The sequence below is a fragment of the Afipia sp. GW822-FHT03D08 genome (assembly GCF_058801645.1).
Genome location: NZ_JBXANK010000001.1, coordinates 1,650,665 through 1,669,281, shown reverse-complemented (window position 1 = coordinate 1,669,281; position 18,617 = coordinate 1,650,665). Strand labels below are relative to the sequence as shown.

Genomic DNA, 18,617 nt, shown 5'->3' with positions numbered 1-18,617 from the left:
GTCATTGCGTGGGAATGCGCCGCAGGCCCCAGAGTGCGAGGATCGCAGTTGCCAGCATCGCGACGCCCACTGACACAAATCCGGCGGTCACAACGGCTTCTTGTAACGACGAAGCGCCAAATCCCGCGCCCGCGAGCGGTGTCATGCTATTTGTGCCCGCCGCTGCGGCGAAGCAGGTCATTGCCCAATTGACGTAGGCGCCATAGAGCGCGCTCCAGTACAGCCCTGCCGATAATCCCGTTGGAAGTCTGATGCAGTGCCAGATGGCACCGACGGCTATGAGGAAGGTCCCGTTCATCAGGCCTTCCATATGGGCGGCCAGTCCCATGCGCGGATTCGTGAACTGCATCTGCGCAAGGCCCGTCAGCAGGCCGAGCAGAAACAGAAACATCCCATGCCAGATGATGCTGCGCGCTGTATCTGCGGTCATCGAGCCTCCCGTCTTTCCGTTGGCGATTGGACGTAGCAGCGAGGCTCGCATGGTCGTCCGGCCTGATGCCAGTCCCCATGTCACTTTGGCTCTCGCCAAATGCGAGGAAACCGGTAAGCTCCGAAACCTGAGCGCGGGCTTGACTTTCCCCGACCGGGTCGTATAACCCCGCGCAACCTTTGGAAAATGACGGCGTAAGATGCGCAATAAAGTTACCGACCTTCTTATTATCGTCGTAGCCCGGCACACCGCTGGGGGTGGCTGACGGCTACCCACGACAAAGCGGTGTGCACAGGGTCCTTTCGGGGCCCTTTTTTATTGGCGCGCATGACCCGGACCATCAGGGCAATGCGCAGAAGACGGATGCAGACAGCGCCTCAAGCGCCCCGGAGCGAACCATGAGCGACAGTAAGACACACGATCCCAACCAGATGACCGGTGCGGCGATGATCGTCCGCGCGCTCAAGGACCATGGGGTCAAGCACATCTTCGGTTATCCGGGCGGCGCGGTGCTTCCGATCTACGACGAGATTTTCCAGCAGAGCGATGTCGAGCACATTCTTGTGCGGCACGAGCAGGGCGCGGGCCATGCGGCGGAGGGCTACGCGCGCTCCACCGGTCTGCCGGGCGTTGCGCTGGTGACGTCCGGGCCGGGCGCCACCAACATGGTGACGCCGCTGACCGACGCACTGATGGACTCGATCCCGCTGGTCTGCATCACCGGACAGGTTCCGACGCATCTAATTGGTAATGATGCGTTCCAGGAATGCGACACCGTCGGCATCACCCGGCCCTGCACCAAGCACAACTGGCTGGTGCGGCGGATCGAGGATCTGCCGAAGGTGCTGCATGAGGCGTTCTATGTCGCGACCACGGGCCGGCCCGGCCCGGTGGTGGTGGACGTGCCGAAGGACGTGCAGTTCGCGACCGGCACCTATCATCCGCCGCGCAAATCCGACGTGCATGTTTCCTACGCTCCGCGCGTGAAGGGCGATGCCGCGCAGATCCGCAAGGCAGTGGCGCTGCTCGCGTCGGCCAAGCGGCCGGTGATCTATTCCGGCGGCGGCGTCATCAATTCCGGCCGGGAAGCCTCGAAGCTGTTGCGCGAACTGGTCGAGGTCACGGGCTTTCCGATCACCTCGACGCTGATGGGCCTCGGCGCCTATCCGGCGTCTGGCAAGAACTGGCTCGGCATGCTCGGCATGCACGGCACCTACGAAGCCAACATGGCGATGCACGACTGCGACGTCATGCTGTGCATCGGCGCACGCTTCGACGATCGCATCACCGGCCGCACCGACGCGTTCTCGCCGAACTCGAAGAAGATTCACATCGATATCGATCCGTCGTCGATCAACAAGAACATTCGCGTCGATGTACCGATCATCGGCGATGTCGCCAATGTGCTCGGCGACATTCTGACGGTGTTCAAGGGCGAGGCGAAGAAACCGAAGATCGATCCGTGGTGGTTCGAGATCGGGCGCTGGCGCGCACGCAACTCGCTGGCCTACAAGAAGAACGACGACATCATCCTGCCGCAGTATGCGATCCAGCGGCTGTTCGAACTGACCAAGAAGCACGACACCTACATCACGACGGAAGTCGGGCAGCACCAGATGTGGGCGGCGCAGTTCTTCGGCTTCGAGGAGCCGCATCGCTGGATGACCTCCGGCGGTCTCGGCACCATGGGTTATGGATTGCCGGCCGCGCTCGGCGTGCAGGTCGCGCATCCGGACAGCCTCGTGATCGATATCGCGGGCGACGCCTCGGTGCAGATGACCATGCAGGAAATGTCGTCGGCGGTTCAGTATGAATTGCCGATCAAGATCTTCATCCTGAACAACCAGTACATGGGCATGGTGCGCCAATGGCAGCAACTGCTGCACGGCAACCGGCTGTCGCATTCGTATTCCGAGGCGCTGCCGGATTTCGTCAAGCTGGCCGATGCATTCGGCTGCGTCGGGCTCCAGGTGATGAAGCCCGGCGACCTCGACGGCGCGATCAACGAGATGATCAAGGTCAAACGGCCGGTGCTGTTCGATTGCCGCGTCGCCGCGCTGGAAAACTGCTTCCCGATGATTCCGTCGGGCAAGGCGCACAACGAAATGCTGCTTCCGGCGGAAGCAAATGAAGAAGCAACGACCGCGGCGTTCGCCGGTGGCAAGGCTCTGGTTTAAAGGCGCTGGTGTGACAATGAAAGCAGACACAATGGAACAGCCCGCATCCGCGTACTTCATGGAGGAGCGTCACGATCCGAACGAGACGCACACCTTGTCCGTGCTCGTGCAGAACGAGCCGGGTGTGCTCGCGCGCGTCATCGGCCTGTTTTCCGGCCGCGGCTACAACATCGACAGTCTCACGGTGTCGGAGACCGAGCACGCCAAGCACATGTCGCTGATCACCATCGTCACCACCGGTACGCCGATGGTGATCCAGCAGATCAAGCATCAGCTCGACCGCATGATCCCGGTCTATCGCGTCGTCGATATGACGCTGACCGGACGCGCCATCGAGCGCGAACTGGCGATGGTGAAGGTCAAGGGCACGGGCGATCTGCGGATGGAAGCGCTGCGGCTGTCGGAAGCGTTCCGCGCGCGCGTGATCGATGCCACCACCGAAAGCTTCGTGTTCGAGATCACCGGCGGCACCGCCAAGATCGATCAGTTCATCAACCTGATGGTTCCGCTCGGTCTTGTCGAAGTGTCGCGCACCGGCGTTGCAGCGATCTCCCGCGGCCCGGAAAAGATGTAATCTCGCGCGCATCCCATGAAACCGATCGACATCGTGCTGGCGGTGGTCGTCGCCGTCATCTGGGGCGTTGGCTTTGTCGCGACCCGGTTTGCGGTTGACGAGATGTCGGCGACACTGCTGACCACGCTGCGGTTTGCCATCACCGCGCTGCCGTGCCTGTTTTTGCCGCGCCCGAAATTATCATGGGGACTGATCATTGCGATCAGTTGGCTGCTGGTCGCGCAGTTTCTGGCCCAGACCTATGGTCTGGCCCATGGCGTGCCGGCCGGTCTGACTGCGGTGATCGTGCAGAGCCAGGCGCTGTTCACGGTGGCCTTTGCAGCAATTTTCTTGCGGGAATTGCCGACGCGGATTCAGGTGCTTGGTATTGCGATCGCGATGTGCGGGTTGCTGCTGATCTGCTTTACGGTCGGCTACGACTTCAGCGTCTGGGCGTTTTCGGTGTCGATGACCGCGCCGGTCAGCTTTGCGGTTTCCAACCTGATGCTCCGCCGCGCTCAGGACGTGTCGATGCTCGACCTGTTCGCATGGATTGGCCTTCTGGCAATGGTGCCGTTGCTGATGGTGCTGTGGTTTGTCGATGGTCCCGCTGTGACATGGCAGGCATTGACTCATATGTCGCTGCTGGCGGCGCTGTGTGTGCTGGCGCTGGCGGTGCTCGGAACGACGCTGGGCTACTGGATTTGGGGCCGGCTGCTACGGAGGTATTCCGCCGCGCAGGTGGTGCCGTTCGCGCTGCTGGTGCCGTTCTTCGGCGCGGGGGCGTCGAGCCTCGTTTTCGGAGAGACTTTCGGGACCCTGCGCCTGACCGGCATGATCGTCGTTGTGTTCGGGATTGCGGTGATGCTGCTGTCGCGCCGTCCGCCGCCTCTGGTGGAAGTGGCCTGAACCATGATCTCTCAGCAACTCGCCATCGCCTTCATCGCCTTTGCCGCTGCGGCGCTGTTCACGCCGGGGCCGAACAACATCATGCTGATGGCGTCTGGGCTGAACTACGGATTTCGGCGAACATTGCCGCATGTCGCCGGTGTCACCATCGGATTCTCGTTTCTGGTGGCGGTGATCGGGCTTGGATTGGGCGCGGTATTCGCGGCCTACCCGGTCCTGCACACGATCCTGAAGTATGCGGGCGCGGCCTATCTCATCTATCTCGCGATCATGATTGCGCTGTCCGGGCCTGCGGATACCGGCGGAGCAGGCGAGGGCAAGCCGATGACCTTCCTCGGGGCCGCAATGTTCCAGTGGGTGAACGTCAAAGGCTGGGTGATCGCGGTGGGCGCCATTACCGCCTATGCCGCCATCGCAGCCTATCCGCTGAACATCGCGGCGCTCTCGATCCTGCTGTTCCTGATCGGGCTGGGCTCCTCGCTGACCTGGGTGGTGCTCGGCACCTCGCTGCAAGCGCTGGTAAAATCCCCGCGCGCCGTCCGGATCTTCAATATCGTCATGGCCCTGCTTTTGCTGGCCTCGCTTTACCCCGTTCTGAAGGAGCCGTGAGCTTACTGCACCGCAGAAATCGGGGTTGCGGGCTTGTCTCGCACCACCAGCCGCCCTACACAACGGCGGCAATTCATCCGGGCCCTGGCCCGATCCACCCGAAAACGTTCGATAATTGGCCAATCGGGGCCGCCTGAGAAGGAAAATGAAAATGCGTGTTTATTACGATCGCGATGCCGACCTGAACCTGATCAAGGGCAAGAAGGTGGTCATCGTCGGTTACGGCAGCCAGGGCCACGCCCACGCGCTGAACCTGAAGGACTCCGGCGTCAAGGATGTCGCCATTGCGCTCCGCAAGGGCTCCGCCACCGTCAAGAAAGCCGAGAATGCCGGCTTCAAGGTGATGGAAGTTGCCGACGCCGCGAAGTGGGCCGACGTCGTGATGATGCTCACGCCTGACGAACTGCAGGGCGACATCTATCGTGAGCACCTGCACGACAACATGAAGCAGGGCGCTGCGCTGCTGTTCGCACACGGCCTCAACGTGCACTTCAACCTGATCGAGCCGCGTGCCGACCTCGACGTGCTGATGGTCGCGCCGAAGGGTCCGGGCCATACCGTCCGCTCAGAGTACCAGCGCGGCGGCGGCGTACCGACCCTGATCGCGATCCACAAGGATTCTTCGGGCAACGCGCATGACCTCGGTCTGTCCTATGCTTCCGCTATCGGTGGCGGCCGCGCGGGCGTCATCGAAACCACCTTCAAAGAAGAGTGCGAAACCGACCTGTTCGGCGAGCAGGCCGTCCTGTGCGGCGGTACCGTCGAATTGATCCGCGCCGGCTTCGAGACGCTGGTGGAAGCCGGCTACGCGCCGGAGATGGCCTACTTCGAGTGCCTGCACGAGCTGAAGCTGATCGTGGACCTGATCTACGAAGGCGGCATCGCCAACATGAACTACTCGATCTCCAACACCGCTGAGTACGGCGAGTATGTCACCGGCCCGCGCATCATCACCCCGGAAACCAAGGCCGAGATGAAGCGCGTGCTCACCGACATCCAGTCGGGCAAGTTCACCCGCGACTGGATGCTCGAGAACAAGGTCAACCAGGCCTCGTTCAAGGCGACCCGCGGCCGCAACAACGCCCACCAGATCGAGGCCGTTGGCGAGAAGCTCCGCGCCATGATGCCCTGGATCAAGGAAAAGGCTCTGGTCGACAAGACCAAGAACTGATTTCTGCCCCTTCCTTCTTGAGAAAGGCCGGTTGCCGCGAGGCAGCCGGTCTTTGCTTTTGGGGTAACTGAACGCCCGCTGAAAGCCGGCCTTAACCGAACGAAATATGTCGCAGGGCCAGTCCCTTGCGACTACATGACGGTTACATTACGTTTTTGTGACACGCTGCGGTTTCCGGCCGCGCGGTTGGCTTCCTGGCCTTCGCCAGCCAAGGCCTCAGACAGTGCCGGGGTTAGTTCGCGTCGAGGCAATGTTGCCGCTGCCGACACCAGGTTCTCCAGCGATGACCCCGATGGCTGCCCGCCGTCGCTTTCCGTCGTAGCGGGCGCGCCGTGTCCGTTATCACCACATCGACTCCCGCCAGCAGCAAGGTTCAGCTTTGGCTGAAGTGGCTCGGCGATACCGGATGGTTATGGCGGCTACGCGTCGCGTTAATCGCCGCGATGCATCTCACGGCTATCTACGTTCTCGCCTCGGTCGAGTACGGACCGTTCGCGATGACGCTGGCGTTGTTGACGTGGGGGCTGCTGAACTTCCTCTGGCTGATCGCGTTTCGCCGTCCCGGCGTATCCGCGGCGTTGTCGCTGGCGCTGGTCGCTGCCCTGATCGTGCTGTCGCAGTTCAAGTACGGAATCATGCAGCTTACGCTGACGTTCCTGGATTTCCTGATAATCGACCGCGACACGGTTTCGTTCCTGCATTCGATCTTCCCGCAGCTCAAGACGCAGTCCATCGTGCTGGTGGCCATCGCCGTGCCTGTGATGTGGCTGGTCTGGCGAGCGGACCCGTTCCGGGTCCGCCGCGCGACCGCCGCTGCCGGTGCAGGTGTCTGCATGCTCGGCATCGTCGGGCTGTCGGTAGCTAATCCAGAACAGCCGTGGGAGCCATTCCAGGGCGTCAATCACATCTCCAATCTGGCGCGATCCGGCGTTGTCTCTGTTTCGCACCTGACGTCGACGACGGGCTGGATCGAGGCCGACTCGAAGAGCCTCGTCGGGTCCGCGCAGGCCACGCCGCTCACCACATGCACGCCGCGCGGCAAGCGTCCGAACATCATCATGGTGCTCGACGAATCCAGCTTCGACATCACGGCTGCCCCCGGCATCAAGGTGCCTGAGGATTATCGGAACTACTTCAAATCCTCCGACGGGCAGAGGCGTTCGTTTGTCACCGAATCCAGCGGCGGGCCGACCTGGTACACCGAGTTCAACGTGCTGACCGGTTTGTCGGCGCGGTCATTCGGCAAGATGAAGTTCTATGTCACGCGGATCACGGCGGGGAAGATTTCGCGCGGGTTGCCGCAGGCATTGCAGCGGTGCGGGTACCGGACGTTCTCGCTGTATCCGACTTACGGGAATTTCCTCAGTGCGCGCAACTTCCAGACATCGGCAGGGGTCGGCAAGTTCATCGACATGGCCGACATGGGCGTCAGCGAGGACATGCAGCCCGACAAGTTCTATTTCGATCAGGCGCTGCAACTGATCGCGCGTGAGCGCAGGGCCGAGCAGCCGATATTCGTTTTCGTCTACCTCACCGCCAATCACTTTCCGTGGACGTCGACGTATCGTTCCGATCTCACGCCCGCCGGCTGGAAAGCGCCGGGCAACACCGGGGAGGTCGACGAATACATTCGCCGCCAAGCGATGACGGCGTCGGACTATGCAAGCTTCGTGGCACGGCTGAAGAGCGAACATCCCGATGAGCCGTTCCTGCTGGTGCGGTTCGGTGACCATCAGCCCGCGATCTCGCAGAAGCTGCTGGAGCCGAAGCTGCCGCAACCGCTGCTGGCCGACCGCATCATGACCCACGATCCGCGCTACTACAAAACCTACTATGCGATCGATGCGCTCAACTACAAGCCGGATCTGTCGTCGGCTCTGGAGACGCTGGACGCGGCTTATCTGCCGCTCGCGATTCAGGATGCGGCGGGCATTCCGCTCGATCCGTCGTTCGTCGAGCAGAAGAAGATCATGCTCCGCTGCCGGGGTCTGTTCTATGCATGCAAGGATGGTGCGGAAGCGAAACGCTTCAACCGCCTTCTGATGGACGCGGGGTTCGTGAAGAACCTTTAGCGCTTCCCGATTTTCTCCCAAAGCCACCGCGCCACCGCGTCCGGTGAACTGGCCCCATCGCCGCCGCTGGCGCGCAGGTTGGCCTCGCGCATCGTGGCGATGTCGATCCTGCCGAGCAGCGGCTGTAATGCCTCGCGCAGCTTCGTGTCACTGGTGCGTTTCGGTGCGATCAGCATTACGGCGTCGTAGGGCGGGATCGCTGCTTTCGGATCGCCCAGCACGACCAGATCGTATTTCGCGATCAGGCCGTCGCTGGTGTAGCCCGCAATCACATCCACCTCGCCGGATGCAACCGCCGCGTACATGAAGTCGGGCTGCATCTGCCGCTGCTGGCGAAAGGCGAGATTGTAACTCCGTCGCAGCGCCGCCCATTCCGGACGAGAGAAGAACTCATAATCGCCCGCGATCGAGAGCGAGGATGCGCGCGGCGCAAGATCGGCAATGGTACGGATACCGAGTTCTTCGGCGCGCTTGCGCGGCATCACCAGCGCATAGGCATTCTCAAATCCAAGTTCGCCGAGCAGTGAAATCCCGTATTTGTCCTTGAGCGTTGTTGCCAAGTCGCTCAGCAATTCCTTGCGTGGCCTGATGTCGGTGCGCTTGAGCTGGTTAGCCCACAGCGTGCCGGAATAATCGACATAGATGTCGATGTCACCGGATGCGAGTGCCTCGAAGATCACATTGGAGCCGAGGCCTTCGCGCGGCGAGGCCGACAGCCCCGCGGCTTGCAGGCGCTGCGCGATCAGCGATGAGAGGATGTACTGCTCGGTGAATGTCTTGGCGCCGACGATATAGTTCGTTCTGGCGCGGGCCATTGCAGGCATCAGTGTGGCGGCGATCAATGCGATCAGACCAAGGCACCCCGCGACGATGCGCGTGCGGCTGTTCAGTTTCACGCCGCCTTCGATCAGCGCCAGCAACTGATCGACTGCAAGGGCCAGCAAGGCCGCGGCGGCGCAGCCGAACAGCACGAATACCCAGTTCTGCGTCTGCAATCCGGCGAAGATATAGTTGCCCAGGCTTGTCTGGCCGATCGGCGTCGACAGCGTCGCCGTGCCGATCACCCAGACGGCAGCAGTGCGGATACCGGCCATGATCACCGGCAGCGCCAGCGGAAGCTCAACCATCGTGAGCGATTGCCGCTGTGTCATGCCGACACCTTCCGCGGCTTCCATGATCGCAGGATCGATCCCCTGTAATCCGGTGATGGTGTTCCGCAGCACCGGCAGCATGCTGTAGAGTGCCAGCGCCAGAACCGATGGCAGGAACCCGAAGGCCGAAAAGCCATGGCCGAACCATTGCAGCGACAGTCCGGCCAGCGCCAGTAACAGCGGATAGAACAGCGCGAGCAAGGCAAGGCCTGGGACAGTCTGCACGATGCTGGCGATGCCGAGCGTGATGTCACGCAACACCGGCCGCCGCCGCACGATCAGCGCCAGCGGAAAGCTGATCACAAGGCCGAGCGCCAGCGCCGTCAGACTGACACGGACATGACTGCCGAGATAATCGGGCAGGCGCGTCAGGGCGTCGTTCCATCGCGGATCGGACAAGAAATTCATGCCCGATCCTTTGGCAATAATTCCTGCAATCGCTCGGCCTGACGGCGCGGCGTGTTCAGCAGTTCGCCGACATAGGCGTCGCTGCTGCTGGATAATTCCTGCGCCGCGCCTTGCGCGATCAGACGACCGGCGCGCATCACCGCGACACGATCCGCAAGAAGCAGAGCTTCCGCCATGTCGTGGGTGATCATCACAGTGGTCAGCCCAAGGCTGCGATGGAGCGCACGATAGTCTTCGCCAAGCGCATCGCGGGTGAGGGGATCAAGCGCGCCGAACGGCTCGTCCATCAAAACGATTGTGGGATTTGCTGCCAGTGCGCGCGCCACGCCGACGCGCTGGCGCTGGCCGCCGGAGAGCTCGTGCGGAAACCTGTCTTTGTGCGCCCGCTCCAGTCGGACCAGATCGATCAATTCATCGACGCGCGCGGAAATCTTTTGAGCCGGGGTGCCCAGCAGCCGCGGTGTGATGCCGATATTGTCTGCGACGGTCATGTGCGGGAACAGTCCGCCGCTCTGGAATACGTATCCGATGCTTCGGCGAAGCGCGATGGGATCGAGGCCGCGCACATCGTCGCCGTGAACGCGCACAGTGCCGCTGTCGGGGGCGATCAGGCGGTTGGCCAGCCGCAGCAGCGTTGTTTTGCCGGAGCCGGAGCCGCCGACGACGGCCAGAAATTCTCCGGCCGTCACATTAAGCGAGACGCCGTCGACGGCCTTGATACGGCCCCGCTCGAAGCTCTTGCCGACATTTTCGTAGGCGATGGACGGCGCGGCACTGGTCATGCCGCATGATGGACCATCGGTGCTAGGCTGTCGACGGGCCGTGCGCTGCCGTGTAGCGTGCCGCGATCAATCGGAGAGTTTTCGTTATGGCCAGGAACGGCAAGTCCGCGCAACCGAGCGCGAAACAGTTGAAGTCCTATGTGGACCCGTTCCGGGTCGATGGTTCGCAGGAATTTCACCTCAAATCACACAAGCCCGACGAGAAGGGCGGTCTCGACAAGGACGCGGCGCGCGCGCTCGTCGACGCCAATCGCGGAAGAATGCGCGAACTGCAGGAGAAGCTTTATGCGCAGGATCGCTGGTCGGTTCTGCTGATTTTTCAGGGCATGGACGCCGCCGGCAAGGACAGCGCAATTGAAAACGTGATGTCGGGCATTAATCCGCAAGGCTGCCAGGTCTATTCGTTCAAGCAGCCGTCCACGAAAGAACTCGATCACGATTTCATGTGGCGGACCTCCAAGTGCGCGCCCGAGCGCGGGCGGATCGGCATCTTCAATCGTTCCTATTACGAAGAGGTGCTGGTGGTTCGTGTGCACCCGGAGATTTTGGCGCAGCAGCGGATTCCGCCCGAACTGGTGACGAAGAATATCTGGCGCGAACGCTTCGAGGATATTGCGTCGTACGAGAGATATCTTGCGCGCAACGGCACGCTGATCCTGAAATTCTTTCTCAACATTTCCAAGGAGGAGCAGCGCCAGCGTTTTCTCGATCGGCTCGATCAGCCGGCGAAGAACTGGAAGTTCTCGCTCGGCGATGTGGCTGAGCGCAAATTATGGGACAAGTATCAGGCGGCCTATCAGGACCTGATCCATCATACGTCGGCAAAGCACGCGCCGTGGATTGTCGTGCCGGCGGACCACAAATGGTTCGCCCGCCTCGTGATCAGCTCAGCCATTGTGACCGCGATGGAAAAACTCAACCTGAAATTTCCTGAGGTGGACAAAAGCGACGCCGGTGAATTGAAAAAAGTGAAGGTCGCCCTCGAACGAGAGGGACGGAGCGCGGCCGTTCGTGCGCCGAAAGCAAAGGTTGCGCCCTCGAAAAAGGGAACTGATTGATAGGATTACGACCCGTATCGGTCTGCCCCCGCAATTCACAGTTCCCACATTGCGGGTTGCCGAGAGCGCCTGCCGAAAATATTATGCAGACGGGTGAGGATTCTTTCTGTGGCTAGTCTGCGAACGCTTGGTTTGTTGGTTATATTGATCGGCCTCGGCGCCGCATCGAGCCCGATGGCCTATGCCGAGTGGTGGAAGCTCTATGCGCCGAAAGACTTCGAGGAATGTTCCCAAGGCGCGGAACAGCCGGGTCTGTCGAAGGATGCCCAGGCAAAGATCATCTCGGAGTGCGATTCAAAATTCGCAGGCCGCCGCAAAGCTGGCGGCGGCTACACTTATTTCGATTTCATGCAAAATCGTCACTTCGACATCGCGGGCCCTAATCCCACGCCGCAAGAACTAAAGCGGATGGATCAGGACTATCTGGCCTATCTGGAAACAAACCCGGAAACTCCGACCGAGGTCGTTGATACCGGTCAGGCACTCGCCGCGATCAGCAACCAGATGAAGCCGGTTATTGATCAGAAACCGGCGGTCCGGACCAAAGCCACGGCAGTGGCCGTGGAGACGCCGCCTGCTGCCTCACCGGCACGGGTTCGCAAGAAAGACGTCTGCAAAGACGACGCTCTGTCATGCGGGCTGGCGAAAATCACGGACACCGTGAAGAGCCTGAAGCACGCCGTGCTGGGCGCGGACGCCGGCGTGAAGCGGCCACCTGGCGACCTCTCGAGGTCTCGGCCCGCGGGCGGAGCCTGACGGCTCGTCCGCGCTATAGGGCAGCCTTACTGACCAATCTTTGGCGTTGCGAGGCCGCGCCTTTCTCGTCTAGAACGGCCTGACGGAACGCGTCGGCAACCATCCATCAACGGTTTTGGGCCGATTATGCGTTTTTCGGGGATTGAATCGATGATTCGCGGCGGCATTCAGGGACAGCAGGGAACGGTGGCATTCGCCGCCTGCCTCGACGCGATTCCTGCTGCGCCGATTTCGTCCCTTCTTGGCGGGCTTCTGCTTCTTATCTGCCCCTGAGGGCCGTCTGGGCATTTGCGCCTGGGCACTCAGGGGTTCGACGACAGCACCGAAACCCGAGCGCCCTGATGTGGCGCATCTGACCAAAGGATTTTCCCAATGACCACCGCGAACAAGTCCGACAAGGACCGCGTCGTTATCTTCGATACCACCCTGCGCGATGGCGAGCAGTGCCCGGGCGCCACCATGACGTTCGAGGAAAAGCTCGAGGTCGCGGATCTGCTCGACTCCATGGGTGTCGACATTATCGAGGCCGGTTTTCCGATCGCCTCTGACGGCGATTTTGAAGCCGTCCGCGAGATTGCCAAGCGCACCAAGAACGCGGTGGTTTGCGGCCTCTCCCGCGCGGCCCACAAGGACATCGACCGCTGCGCCGAAGCCATCCGTCCGGCACGGCGCGGCCGCATCCATACGTTCCTGTCCACCTCGCCGGTGCACATGAAGTACAAGCTCCAGATGGAGCCGAAGGACGTGCATGAAATGGTGATCTCGCAGGTCACCCGTGCGCGCAACCACACCGACGACGTCGAGTGGTCGTCGGAAGACGGCACCCGCACCGAATTCGACTTCCTGTGCCGCTGCGTGGAATCGGCGATCAAGGCCGGTGCAACCACCATCAACATCCCGGACACCGTCGGCTACAGCGTGCCGGAGGAATATTACGACCTGTTCAAGCGCGTGCGCGAGACGGTGCCGAATTCCGACAAGGCGGTGTTCTCGGTTCATTGCCACAACGACCTCGGCATGGCGGTGGCGAATTCGCTGGCCGGTGTGCGCGCAGGTGCGCGGCAGATCGAGTGCACCATCAACGGCATCGGCGAACGTGCGGGCAATGCCGCGCTCGAGGAAGTCGTGATGGCGATGCGCGTGCGTAACGACAAGTTGCCGTACTGGAACAACATCGACACCACGATGCTGACGCGCGCGTCGAAGTCGGTGGCGGCGGCGACGTCGTTCCCTGTGCAGTACAACAAGGCCATCGTCGGGCGTAACGCCTTCGCGCACGAGAGTGGCATCCATCAGGACGGCATGCTGAAGAACGCGCAGACCTACGAGATCATGCTGCCGGAGACGGTCGGCGTGAAGCAGACCTCGCTGGTGATGGGCAAGCATTCGGGCCGCCATGCCTTCATCCACAAGCTGGAGGAGATGGGTTACAAGCTCGCCAGCAACCAGCTGGAAGACGCCTTCGTGCGCTTCAAGGCTTTGGCCGACCGCAAGAAGGACATCTACGACGAAGACATCGAGGCGCTGGTTGATCAGGAGATCGCGGAATCGCACGACCGGATTCATCTCGTGTCACTGACCGTCATCGCGGGCACGCATGGTCCGCAACGCGCGACCATGAAGCTCGACATCGAAGGCCAGATCAAAATCGAGGAAGCCGAGGGCAACGGTCCGGTGGACGCAACGTTCAACTGCATCAAGTCGCTGGTGCCGAACGAAGCGAAGCTGGAACTCTATCAGGTCCACGCCGTGACCGCTGGCACCGATGCACAGGCTGAGGTCTCGGTACGGCTGTCGCAGGACGGACGTTCCGTCACGGCACGCGCTGCGGACCCTGACACTTTGGTTGCTTCGGCCAAGGCGTATCTCAGTGCCCTGAACAAAATCGTCATGAAGAAGCAGCGTGACATGCCGGCGGTGGCTGCTGCGGGACACTGATCGCCCTTTCATCTGAACCAACGAAACGCGGTGCATCTTTGATGCACCGCGTTTTGCGTTGCAGCAATCGCGCGTTACGACCCCTGCTAACGGGCAATGGTCTTGACCACGCCGGTCTGCGATGATCCGGTCTGGTTCAGAAAAACTGGAGCTGCGGAACTGCCGTGGTCCAACCAAGCCTCCGGGAGGAAACATGAAAAAACTCATTCTGGCTGCGGCCTCAGTCGCAGTGCTCGCGCTCGTAGGCCCCGCCACGGCGCAATCGCCGATCGTCATCAAGTTCAGCCATGTCGTCGCGCCGAATACGCCGAAGGGGCAGGGTGCCGAGAGGTTCAAGCAACTCGCCGAGAAGTACACCAACGGCAAGGTGAAGGTTGAGGTCTACCCGAACTCGCAGCTCTACAAGGACAAGGAAGAAGTCGAGGCGCTTCAGCTCGGTGCAGTCCAAATGCTTGCGCCGTCGCTTGCCAAGTTCGGCCCGCTTGGCGTGAAGGAATTCGAGGTGTTCGATCTGCCCTACATCCTTCCGGACAAGGCGGCTCTCGGACGCATCACCAAGGGCCCGATCGGCAAAAGCCTTCTGGCGAAGCTCGAGCCGAAAGGCATCACTGGTCTCGCTTACTGGGACAACGGCTTCAAGATCATGACGGCCAACAAGCCGATGCATAAGGTCGCCGACTTTCAGGGCCTGAAGATGCGCATCCAGTCGTCGAAGGTTCTCGAAGCCGAAATGCGCGCGCTTGGCGCCATTCCGCAGGTGCTGGCGTTCTCGGAAGTCTATCAGGCGATGCAGACCGGCGTCGTCGACGGTAACGAGAACACACCGTCGAACGTTTACACCCAGAAGATGCACGAAGTGCAGAAGCACGCCACGCTCTCCAACCACGGCTACATCGGCTACGCGGTGATCGTGAACAAGAAGTTCTGGGATGGCCTTCCTGCCGACGTAAAGCCGCAGGTCGAGAAGGCGATGGCGGAGGCGACCGAATTCGCGAACGACATCTCGCAGAAGGAAAACGACGATGCCATCGCGGCGATGAAGAAGGCCGGAACCACGACCTTCTATGAACTGACACCCGCTGAGCGTGCCGAGTGGATGAAGGCTCTCGAGCCGGTGACTCAGGACATGGCTTCACGCGTCGGCAAGGATCTGATCGCGGCGTTCCAGAAGGAAGCCAACGCCAAGACCAACTAAGGCGGCTTTCACGACAGGATAAGTGGTCCGGGATTCGACCCGGGCCGCTTCCGTCTGATAGGATGACGCTGGGCATCGGCTATATCGGAACGCGCGAAGACGCGGCCGCTGCGGGTGGGGACGAACTTGAAATCATTCATGCGCATCCTCGATCGTCTCGAGGAAACCCTGATTGCAACGCTGATCGCGGCCGCGACGGTGGTGATTTTTGTTGCCGTCGCCCATCGCTACACCACGGATTTCGTGGTCAACCATCGCAGCTGGCCCGGCGCTGTGCCCGCCTACGTGTTCCTCAGCAAGATTCATCTGTCCTGGGCGCAGGAGCTTTGCATCTACATGTTCGTGTGGATGGCGAAGTTCGGTGCGGCCTACGGCGTGCGCACTGGCATTCACGTCGGTGTCGACGTTCTGGTGCTGGCGCTCAGTCCGAAATGGCGCAAGTCGACGATCCTGTTTGGACTGCTCTGTGGCGCGCTGTTCACCGGCATCATCGGCACTATGGGCGCCAGTTTCGTTTACGGCCTGTCGCACACCGACCAGACCTCGCCCGATCTCGAACTGCCGAGCTGGATCGTCTATCTCTGCATCCCGCTGGGTTCTTACCTGATGTGCTTCCGCTTCCTGCAAGTCGCGTTTGCTTACTGGCGCACGGGTGATTTGCCGCATCACGATCATACGCATGTCGAGGGCATCGAGGTCGACACCGCGATTGGTCCGACGCCGGAGGGCGTCCGATGACCACGCTGTTTATCTTCGCGCTTCTCATCGCCCTGATGCTGACCGGTATGCCGATCTCGATCGCACTCGGCCTGACGGTTCTGACGTTCCTGTTCTTCCTGACCAGCGTGCCGATCGAGGCGGTGGCGCTGAAGCTGTTCACCGGCATCGAGAACTTCGAGATCATGGCGATCCCGTTTTTCATTCTCGCCGGTAACTTCCTGACCCACGGCGGCGTCGCCAAACGCATGATCAATTTTGCGACCTCCATGGTCGGGCATTGGTATGGCGGCCTTGGCCTCGCGGGCGTTATGGCCTGCGCACTGTTCGCTGCCATTTCAGGCTCGTCGCCTGCGACCGTGATCGCAATCGGTTCGATCCTGATGCCGGCAATGGTCGCGCAGGGCTTTCCCAAGCGCTTCGGTGCGGGTGTCATCACGACATCGGGCGCGCTCGGCATTCTGATTCCGCCGTCCATCGTGATGGTGATCTATGCGGTGGCGACTGGCGGCAGCGTTGCCTTTGGTCCCGGCGGCGAACGCGTGACATCGGCCTCCGTCGGGCAGTTGTTCATGGCGGGCGTGATCCCCGGACTGATGCTGGCCTCGTTGCTTGGCCTGACAACGGTTTACCGCGCATGGAAGTTCGACTATCCGCGGCTGCCCCGCGCGACATGGGTCGAACGGTTCAAGGCATTCCGTGAATGCATCTGGGGTCTGCTGCTGATCGTGATCGTGCTCGGCGGCATTTACGCCGGCCTGTTCACGCCGACGGAAGCCGCGGCCATGAGCGCGGTTTATGCGTTCATCATCGCCGTGTTCGTCTACAAGGACCTGACGATCAGGGATGTGCCCCGCGTTCTGCTCGGCTCGGCCAGTATGAGTGCGATGATCCTCTACATCATCACCAACGCGGTGCTGTTCTCATTCCTGATGACCAGCGAACAGATTCCGCAGCAGCTCACCGCGTGGATGCTGGAGAAGGGCGTCAACTGGGTCACCTTCCTGATCTTCGTCAACGTCCTGCTGCTGGTCGCAGGCAACGTGATGGAAGCCAGTTCCATCGTGCTGATCACCGCGCCGATCCTGTTTCCGATCGCGGTGAAGCTCGGCATTCATCCGGTGCATCTCGGCATCCTGATGGTGGTCAACATGGAGGTCGGCATGTGCCACCCCCCGGTGGGCCTCAATCTCTATGTCGCCTCCGGCATCGCCAAAATGGGCATCACGGAACTTACGATCGCGGTGTGGCCGTGGCTGCTGACAATGTTGATGTTCCTGGTGGTCGTGACCTTCGTGCCGGAAATCTCGCTGTGGCTGCCGCGAACGTTGGGGATGCTGAATTAATGCGCGTTCACCTAGCTGTCCAAAGCTTAAGTTGAAAGCGCGGCGGTGGCTGTCATCTTCGGGGAAGTTTCACCCGGAGATGCCCCCATGAAAAAAGCTATCCTCGCCGGCGTCGCGGCGGTTGCTATTATCGGATCGACCGCCGTCTACGCACAGCATCGCCATCATCATCAGCGCATGAGCACGGAAGACCGGGCGGCCTTCGTCGATGCGAAGATCGCGGCGGTGAAGGCCGGTCTTCAGCTCACGCCGGATCAGGAAAAGATGTGGCCGCCGGTCGAGGCGGCGGTACGCGATTTCGCCAAGCAGCGGATTGCGCTGGCCAATGCGCGCGCCAGCGAGCGTGATGCGCGCCGTGCGGAACGGGATCAGAAGGGGCCCGAAGACAGCAAGCCGTCAACCGCCGATCAGACCCGCGATCCGGTGGCCCGTTTGCGCGACCGGGCCGACAGGATGGCCGAGACCGCAGCCGGCCTGAAGAAGATCGCTGATGCGGCTGACCCGCTCTACAAGAGCCTCAACGACGGCCAGAAGCGCCGGCTGGCGGTGCTGACCCGCATGGGCGGTCATCACGGCTGGCGCGGACGGGGCTTCGAGCGCGGGCTGGACGATGACCGATTCGACCGGGATCGCGGTCCTGACCGTGATCGCGGCACCGGCGGCTCCGAGCGCCTCTGAAGGATCGGCTGAAAGCCTGTCGCGCCAACAAAAACCGCCGGATTTCCGGCGGTTTTTCGTATCCGGAACCATCTGGTTTTCCATTGCCTCAGGGGCCGGGAAAACACTGCAACCTTGCTGGACATGGCCGTTTCGCTTTGCTAAACGACGCCGTCCTTAACGGACATCCGGATTGGATCCGGGCGCATAGCTCAGTTGGTAGAGCAGCTGACTCTTAATCAGCGGGTCCCAGGTTCGAGCCCTGGTGCGCCCACCAAACAAATCAGACATCTGGTTGTTCTTTATTGGTGGAAACGAGCCGTAATTTTCGGCTCGTCTTGCGGTCTTGTCCTTGCTTCGAGTCGGGATGGCCGCTTCGCAATTCCATTACTTGGGGTAGGCCGCTCCGCTTGCCCAAGCCTCGACGAAGGCTCCGGCTTCTGATTTGGGTGCCTGGAGCCGCAGAACGGCCAAAACCGGGCGGCCAGGCCCGACCCACCAACGTATCTTTCCGATGTGGTCGATCAGGCCGTCGATCTTCTTGCCGCCGTTGCGCGCGGGATCTTCTATCTGCTCGCAGATCTCCGCAGGCTCTTGCCTTCCCACGCCATCTCGCGCGGTGCGAGGTGCCATTCCCGATGTCCCGGCACGCGCCCGCAACGGGGGCAATTCGCCCATCTCATCCAAG

At 61.3% G+C, this 18,617-nt stretch carries 16 protein-coding genes, 1 tRNA gene and 1 pseudogene; 14 read left to right on the top strand and 4 right to left on the bottom strand.

Annotated features, from left to right (window positions below):
- Position 1 precedes the first annotated feature (1 nt).
- The gene (locus AC1RM7_RS08260) at positions 2-430 is read right to left on the bottom strand and encodes a styrene oxide isomerase (protein ID WP_024920334.1); all 429 of its coding nucleotides are present in this window, start codon (positions 428-430) and stop codon (positions 2-4) included.
- 398 nt (positions 431-828) lie between these two features.
- Between AC1RM7_RS08260 and AC1RM7_RS08255 the strand changes: the two genes are divergently transcribed.
- The 6 genes from AC1RM7_RS08255 to AC1RM7_RS08230 all read left to right on the top strand — a co-directional run bounded on the left by AC1RM7_RS08255 (position 829) and on the right by AC1RM7_RS08230 (position 7,921).
- Positions 829-2,607, top strand: a complete 1,779-nt coding sequence (locus tag AC1RM7_RS08255) for an acetolactate synthase 3 large subunit (RefSeq protein WP_024920333.1) — start codon at positions 829-831, stop codon at positions 2,605-2,607.
- Between the two features lie 31 nt (positions 2,608-2,638).
- Complete coding sequence (gene ilvN / locus AC1RM7_RS08250; RefSeq protein ID WP_006021663.1) at positions 2,639-3,181, top strand: acetolactate synthase small subunit; 543 nt, start codon at positions 2,639-2,641, stop codon at positions 3,179-3,181.
- A 15-nt stretch (positions 3,182-3,196) separates the two neighbouring features.
- The gene (locus AC1RM7_RS08245; RefSeq protein ID WP_006021662.1) at positions 3,197-4,069 is read left to right on the top strand and encodes an EamA family transporter; all 873 of its coding nucleotides are present in this window, start codon (positions 3,197-3,199) and stop codon (positions 4,067-4,069) included.
- A gap of 3 nt (positions 4,070-4,072) precedes the next feature.
- Positions 4,073-4,678 carry a LysE family translocator gene (locus tag AC1RM7_RS08240; protein ID WP_034459259.1) on the top strand — a complete coding sequence of 202 codons (606 nt, stop codon included), beginning with the start codon at positions 4,073-4,075 and terminating at the stop codon, positions 4,676-4,678.
- A 151-nt stretch (positions 4,679-4,829) separates the two neighbouring features.
- On the top strand, positions 4,830-5,849 hold the full coding sequence (gene ilvC / locus AC1RM7_RS08235; protein WP_006021660.1) for a ketol-acid reductoisomerase: 1,020 nt from the start codon (positions 4,830-4,832) through the stop codon (positions 5,847-5,849).
- 332 nt (positions 5,850-6,181) lie between these two features.
- The gene (locus AC1RM7_RS08230; protein WP_492838024.1) at positions 6,182-7,921 is read left to right on the top strand and encodes an LTA synthase family protein; all 1,740 of its coding nucleotides are present in this window, start codon (positions 6,182-6,184) and stop codon (positions 7,919-7,921) included.
- On the opposite strand, the gene AC1RM7_RS08225 is transcribed toward AC1RM7_RS08230, so the two are convergent.
- Together AC1RM7_RS08225 and AC1RM7_RS08220 are read right to left on the bottom strand one after the other, a co-directional pair.
- On the bottom strand, positions 7,918-9,480 hold the full coding sequence (locus AC1RM7_RS08225; protein ID WP_024920870.1) for an ABC transporter permease/substrate-binding protein: 1,563 nt from the start codon (positions 9,478-9,480) through the stop codon (positions 7,918-7,920). The genes AC1RM7_RS08230 and AC1RM7_RS08225 overlap by 4 nt on opposite strands.
- The gene (locus AC1RM7_RS08220) at positions 9,477-10,262 is read right to left on the bottom strand and encodes an ATP-binding cassette domain-containing protein (protein ID WP_024920869.1); all 786 of its coding nucleotides are present in this window, start codon (positions 10,260-10,262) and stop codon (positions 9,477-9,479) included. Before AC1RM7_RS08220 ends, AC1RM7_RS08225 begins: the two co-directional genes overlap by 4 nt.
- An 86-nt stretch (positions 10,263-10,348) precedes the next feature.
- Here AC1RM7_RS08220 and AC1RM7_RS08215 point away from each other — a divergent pair, with 86 nt between their 5' ends.
- The 8 genes from AC1RM7_RS08215 (at position 10,349) to AC1RM7_RS08180 (ending at position 18,206) form a co-directional block, all read left to right on the top strand.
- Positions 10,349-11,320, top strand: coding sequence for a polyphosphate kinase 2 family protein (locus AC1RM7_RS08215; RefSeq protein ID WP_024920868.1), 972 nt, complete (start codon positions 10,349-10,351; stop codon positions 11,318-11,320).
- Between the two features lie 132 nt (positions 11,321-11,452).
- Complete coding sequence (locus AC1RM7_RS08210; RefSeq protein ID WP_244434514.1) at positions 11,453-12,076, top strand: hypothetical protein; 624 nt, start codon at positions 11,453-11,455, stop codon at positions 12,074-12,076.
- Positions 12,077-12,448: 372 nt separating this feature from the next.
- Positions 12,449-14,014, top strand: a complete 1,566-nt coding sequence (locus AC1RM7_RS08205) for a 2-isopropylmalate synthase (protein ID WP_006021653.1) — start codon at positions 12,449-12,451, stop codon at positions 14,012-14,014.
- Positions 14,015-14,207: 193 nt separating this feature from the next.
- Complete coding sequence (locus AC1RM7_RS08200; RefSeq protein WP_006021652.1) at positions 14,208-15,209, top strand: TRAP transporter substrate-binding protein; 1,002 nt, start codon at positions 14,208-14,210, stop codon at positions 15,207-15,209.
- A gap of 138 nt (positions 15,210-15,347) precedes the next feature.
- Complete coding sequence (locus AC1RM7_RS08195; protein WP_034460922.1) at positions 15,348-15,947, top strand: TRAP transporter small permease; 600 nt, start codon at positions 15,348-15,350, stop codon at positions 15,945-15,947.
- Entirely contained in the window at positions 15,944-17,272 is a 1,329-nt protein-coding gene (locus AC1RM7_RS08190) for a TRAP transporter large permease (protein WP_006021650.1), read from the top strand. Before AC1RM7_RS08195 ends, AC1RM7_RS08190 begins: the two co-directional genes overlap by 4 nt.
- Positions 17,273-17,359: 87 nt before the next feature.
- Positions 17,360-17,950, top strand: coding sequence for a Spy/CpxP family protein refolding chaperone (locus AC1RM7_RS08185; protein WP_024920865.1), 591 nt, complete (start codon positions 17,360-17,362; stop codon positions 17,948-17,950).
- A gap of 180 nt (positions 17,951-18,130) precedes the next feature.
- Positions 18,131-18,206, top strand: a tRNA-Lys gene (locus tag AC1RM7_RS08180).
- A 110-nt stretch (positions 18,207-18,316) separates the two neighbouring features.
- On the opposite strand, the pseudogene AC1RM7_RS08175 reads toward AC1RM7_RS08180, so the two are convergent.
- Positions 18,317-18,585 (bottom strand): annotated as a pseudogene (locus tag AC1RM7_RS08175) (Isoquinoline 1-oxidoreductase subunit); the annotation flags it as partial.
- Positions 18,586-18,617: the final 32 nt, after the last annotated feature.